This is a genomic window from Vibrio sp. N418 (assembly GCF_000222565.1).
Taxonomy (GTDB): domain Bacteria; phylum Pseudomonadota; class Gammaproteobacteria; order Enterobacterales; family Vibrionaceae; genus Vibrio; species Vibrio scophthalmi.
The window spans coordinates 1-4,354 of record NZ_AFWD01000074.1; the positions used below are offsets into that span (position 1 = coordinate 1).

Genomic DNA, 4,354 nt, shown 5'->3' on the forward strand with positions numbered 1-4,354 from the left:
GCTCAATGAGCGGGTTTTTCAAAATTTTAATTCTGAATCAGAATTATAGTACGTCGATTGCGTTTAGGTCAGAGAATGCTTTCTCTAGACGAGTAACCATTGATGCTTGACCTGCACGTAGCCATACGCGTGGATCGTAGTACTTCTTGTTTGGCGCAGATTCGCCAGTTGGGTTGCCGATTTGACCTTGAAGGTAATCAAAGTTTTCAGCAGAGTAAGTACGGATACCATCCCAAGTTGCCCACTGTGTATCAGTATCGATGTTCATTTTGATAACACCGTAACCGATAGACTCTTGGATTTCAGCTTCAGAAGAACCTGAACCACCGTGGAATACGAAGTTTAGAGCGTTAGGTGCGATACCGAACTTCTCTGCACAGTATGCTTGAGAGTCACGTAGGATAGTTGGAGTCAGTACAACGTTACCAGCTTGGTAAACACCGTGCACGTTACCGAAAGATGCTGCGATAGTGAAACGTGGGCTGATAGCATTTAGTTTCTCGTATGCGTAAGCAACGTCTTCTGGAGAAGTGTAAAGCTCTGATGCGTCCATGTGAGAGTTATCAACGCCATCTTCTTCACCACCAGTACAACCTAGTTCGATCTCTAGAGTCATGCCCATTTTCGCCATGCGAGCTAGGTATTGACCAGAGATTTCGATGTTCTCTTCTAGAGACTCTTCAGAAAGGTCGATCATGTGAGAAGAGAATAGTGGTTTACCAGTTTGAGCGAAGAACTCTTCACCTGCGTCTAGTAGGCCGTCGATCCATGGAAGCAATTTCTTAGCAGCATGGTCAGTGTGAAGGATTACTGGAACGCCGTAAGATTCAGCAACTGCGTGTACGTATTTTGCACCCGCTACAGCGCCAAGGATTTGTGCACCTTGACCTTCAAGTTTCACGCCTTTACCAGCGAAGAAACCAGCACCGCCGTTAGAGAACTGAACAACAACAGGAGCTTTAACTTTCGCTGCAGCTTCTAGAACACCGTTGATTGAGTCAGTGTTAACAACGTTAACTGCTGGAAGAGCAAATTTGTTTTCTTTTGCTACTTCAAATACTTTTTGTACGTCGTCGCCAGAAATAACGCCTGGTTTTACGAAATCGAAGATCTTAGACATGGGTTGTAGTCCTATTTATCTGTCGTTTTAAAAACTAAAACTAATTATTAATTTAAATTTTGCAATCGTTTGCTCACAACGCGCGCTATTCTATCAGAGAATAATGTGACTTGCAGCAAACAAGAAAGCGGAAGATTTCTCTCCCGCTTTCTTTGAATTATTTCGCGCGTGACTCTAGCATTTCAACTGCTGGAAGTACTTTACCTTCAACAAACTCAAGGAATGCACCACCGCCAGTAGAGATGTAAGAAACATCAGCTTTGATACCGAACTTGTCGATTGCTGCTAGCGTGTCACCACCGCCTGCTACAGAGAAACCTGCAGACTTAGCGATTGCTTCAGAAATGCCTTTAGTACCTGCTTCGAAGTTCTTGAATTCGAATACACCTACTGGGCCATTCCAAAGGATAGTTTTTGCGTTCGCAATGATGTCAGCTAGAACTGCAGTTGAATCTGGACCTAGGTCGAAGATCATGTCGTCATCTTGAACGTCAGCAACGTTCTTGATTTCAGCTTCTGCGTTTTCATCAAATGCTTTTGCACAAGCAACGTCAGTTGCTACTGGAATCGCACACTCTTTCATTAGCTTTTTAGCGGTTTCAACTAGGTCTGCTTCGTATAGAGACTTACCTACGTTGTGACCTTCAGCTGCGATGAAAGTGTTCGCGATACCACCGCCAACAACAAGTTGGTCAGCGATTTTAGATAGAGACTCAAGAACTGTCAGCTTAGTCGATACTTTAGAACCACCAACGATAGCCACTAGTGGACGCTCTGGGTTGCTCATCGCTTTACCAAGTGCTTCTAGTTCAGCGGCAAGTAGAGGGCCAGCACAAGCTACGTCAGCAAACATGCCAACACCGTGAGTTGATGCTTGTGCACGGTGAGCTGTACCGAATGCATCCATTACGAATACATCACATAGCGCTGCGTATGCTTTAGACAGTTCTTCTTCGTTTTTCTTCTCGCCTTTGTTAAAGCGAACGTTTTCTAGAACAACAAGCTCACCAGCGTTTAGTTCTAAACCGTTTAGGTAGTCTTTCGCTAGTTTAACTTCACAATCTAGTGCGTCGTTTAGGTAGTTAACTACAGGAGCTAGAGAGAACTCTTCTGCGTATTCGCCTTCAGTAGGACGACCTAGGTGAGAAGTAACCATAACTTTTGCGCCAGCTTCTAGGCAAAGTTTGATAGTTGGTAGCGATGCAAGAATACGTGCATCTGAAGTTACTTTACCGTCTTTTACTGGTACGTTTAGGTCAGCACGGATGAATACGCGTTTACCTGCAAGATCCAGGTCAGTCATCTTGATTACAGACATGATTTGTCCTCTCAAATATTAAATTAATAAAGTTTTAACTACTCGGCAGCCTTGCCAAGCCTGTGAATTCTTTAACTGATTATGGATATGGAGCTCGCTCCGATTTATTTCAAGGGAAGAAATAAATTATTTATCCGTAATCATTGGGCTTCGTGCGCAGCTTGCATCGCTAATGCGGTATCCAGCATACGGTTTGCAAAGCCCCATTCATTATCACACCACACCAGCATTTTGACTAAATGGCCATCGCTTACTCGCGTCTGGCTGCCATCAACAATGGCACTGTGTGGATCGTGATTGAAGTCCACCGATACGAGCGGCGCTTCAGTATAGTCAACAATATGACGTAATGTACACTGAGATGCATTAACAATGGTTTGATTTACGTCATTAACTTTCACATTTGTACTAATTGTGACACTTAAATCCATTGCTGTGACGTTAACCGTCGGCACGCGCACGGAAATCGCTTCAAACTTGTTAGAAAATTTCGGGAATATTCTTTCTATTCCTTTGTGAAGCTTGGTATCAACCGGAATAATCGATTGGCTTGCTGCGCGTGTTCGGCGTAAATCGGGATGATAAGCATCGATCACTTGTTGGTCATTCATCGAAGAGTGAATGGTGGTAATAGTGCCAGAATCAATGCCAAATGCGTCATCGAGAACCTGAATAATTGGTACAATACAATTGGTGGTACAAGAACCATTAGAAACAATGGTGTGCTGAGAGGTTAGAGTATGATGGTTAACACCATAGATAATGGTGTTATCGAGGTCATTCGCGCCCGGATGAGAGAAAAGCACTTTCTTCGCCCCCGCTTCGATATGCGCAAGGCCATCCGCTCGGCAACCATAAACCCCCGTACAATCGAGCACAATATCAACATCCAGATCGCGCCATGGCAGCAGATCAATTTCACCAAGATGCAAAATTCGAATCGTGTCGTGCTCACCCGCTTCGTGGTGTATGTAGAGGTGTTCTTGATCATGGCTGATTTTTTTGGCAAATCGGCCATGACTGGTATCGTATTGCAGCAAATGCGCCATCGCTTCAGGCTGGGCTAACTCATTCACCGCGACAATTTTGATCTGTTGGTGCTTGCCGCTTTCATACACAGCTCGCAACACATTACGACCGATCCGTCCAAATCCATTGATCGCAACTTTCAGCATAATTCCATCGCCTATCGTTTTTAATGCAGCATCCTATTTCGTGCCACAAATACTAACCGATCTACCAGTAAAGCGCAGTAAAAGAGTGACCTTCGCCTAAACAACAATGTAATGATTCTGTGACCCAGTTTATAACCATTGAATCAACTGCTTGTTTGTGCATTTATTAACCAAGCTATCGTCATCATATTGAAGCCAAAGGAGCTGGATATGCCATCATCAAGCGATACTCACTTTTGTAAAGCATGCAATAATGAAACGCCATACAGCGAAGTATTAGTACGTAAGCCAAGCAAATACGATTCAGACCCTAGCCTTTTAGGACGAATCAAATTATTTGCCCATACCTTTATCAATGGTGGCAACTATCACGACATGGATCGCTACGTTACCTGCAAAGTTTGTGGCTTAAAAGAGCTAGACAATAAAGGCCACGAGCACGAATAGCGCATCATTCTTCTACTGATAAAAAATACCGATATAAAAAAACCGAGCTCAATCGCTCGGTTTTTCAGTTTTAAGAAGCTATTTTTATTTAGCTAGCAAGCGGCAATTAAGCCAGTAACTCTTGCGCAGTATTCACTACGTTGTCAACGGTGAAACCAAACATTTCAAACAGTTGTTCAGCGGGTGCTGACTCACCGAACGTTGTCATACCGATAATACGACCATCAAAGCCAACATACTTGTACCAGAAGTCAGCAATACCGGCTTCAATCGCGATACGCGCGGTCACATCTG

Annotated in this window: 5 protein-coding genes; 1 reads left to right on the forward strand and 4 read right to left on the reverse strand. The window is 43.8% G+C overall.

Annotated features, from left to right (window positions below; translation table 11 throughout):
- Positions 1-43: 43 nt before the first annotated feature.
- The 3 genes from fbaA to epd form a co-directional block, all read right to left on the reverse strand.
- The gene (gene fbaA, locus RH86_RS16310) at positions 44-1,120 is read right to left on the reverse strand and encodes a class II fructose-bisphosphate aldolase (protein WP_005593324.1); all 1,077 of its coding nucleotides are present in this window, start codon (positions 1,118-1,120) and stop codon (positions 44-46) included.
- Positions 1,121-1,277: 157 nt separating this feature from the next.
- Positions 1,278-2,438, reverse strand: a complete 1,161-nt coding sequence (locus RH86_RS16315) for a phosphoglycerate kinase (protein WP_009387332.1) — start codon at positions 2,436-2,438, stop codon at positions 1,278-1,280.
- A 140-nt stretch (positions 2,439-2,578) separates the two neighbouring features.
- The gene (epd, locus tag RH86_RS16320) at positions 2,579-3,613 is read right to left on the reverse strand and encodes an erythrose-4-phosphate dehydrogenase (protein WP_009387333.1); all 1,035 of its coding nucleotides are present in this window, start codon (positions 3,611-3,613) and stop codon (positions 2,579-2,581) included.
- Positions 3,614-3,823: 210 nt separating this feature from the next.
- Here epd and RH86_RS16325 point away from each other — a divergent pair, with 210 nt between their 5' ends.
- Positions 3,824-4,060 carry a hypothetical protein gene (locus RH86_RS16325; protein WP_005593327.1) on the forward strand — a complete coding sequence of 79 codons (237 nt, stop codon included), beginning with the start codon at positions 3,824-3,826 and terminating at the stop codon, positions 4,058-4,060.
- A 106-nt stretch (positions 4,061-4,166) separates the two neighbouring features.
- Here the strand turns inward: RH86_RS16325 and RH86_RS16330 are convergent.
- Positions 4,167-4,354: transketolase-like TK C-terminal-containing protein (locus RH86_RS16330; RefSeq protein ID WP_009387334.1), on the reverse strand; the 188-nt coding region annotated here is incomplete at its 5' end.

Coding starts and splice junctions, on each gene's coding strand:
- epd (WP_009387333.1), bottom strand. CDS start 3,613: ATGCTGAAAGTTGCGATCAATGGATTTGGACGGATCGGTCGTAATGTG.
- fbaA (WP_005593324.1), bottom strand. CDS start 1,120: ATGTCTAAGATCTTCGATTTCGTAAAACCAGGCGTTATTTCTGGCGAC.
- RH86_RS16325 (WP_005593327.1), top strand. CDS start 3,824: ATGCCATCATCAAGCGATACTCACTTTTGTAAAGCATGCAATAATGAA.
- RH86_RS16315 (WP_009387332.1), bottom strand. CDS start 2,438: ATGTCTGTAATCAAGATGACTGACCTGGATCTTGCAGGTAAACGCGTA.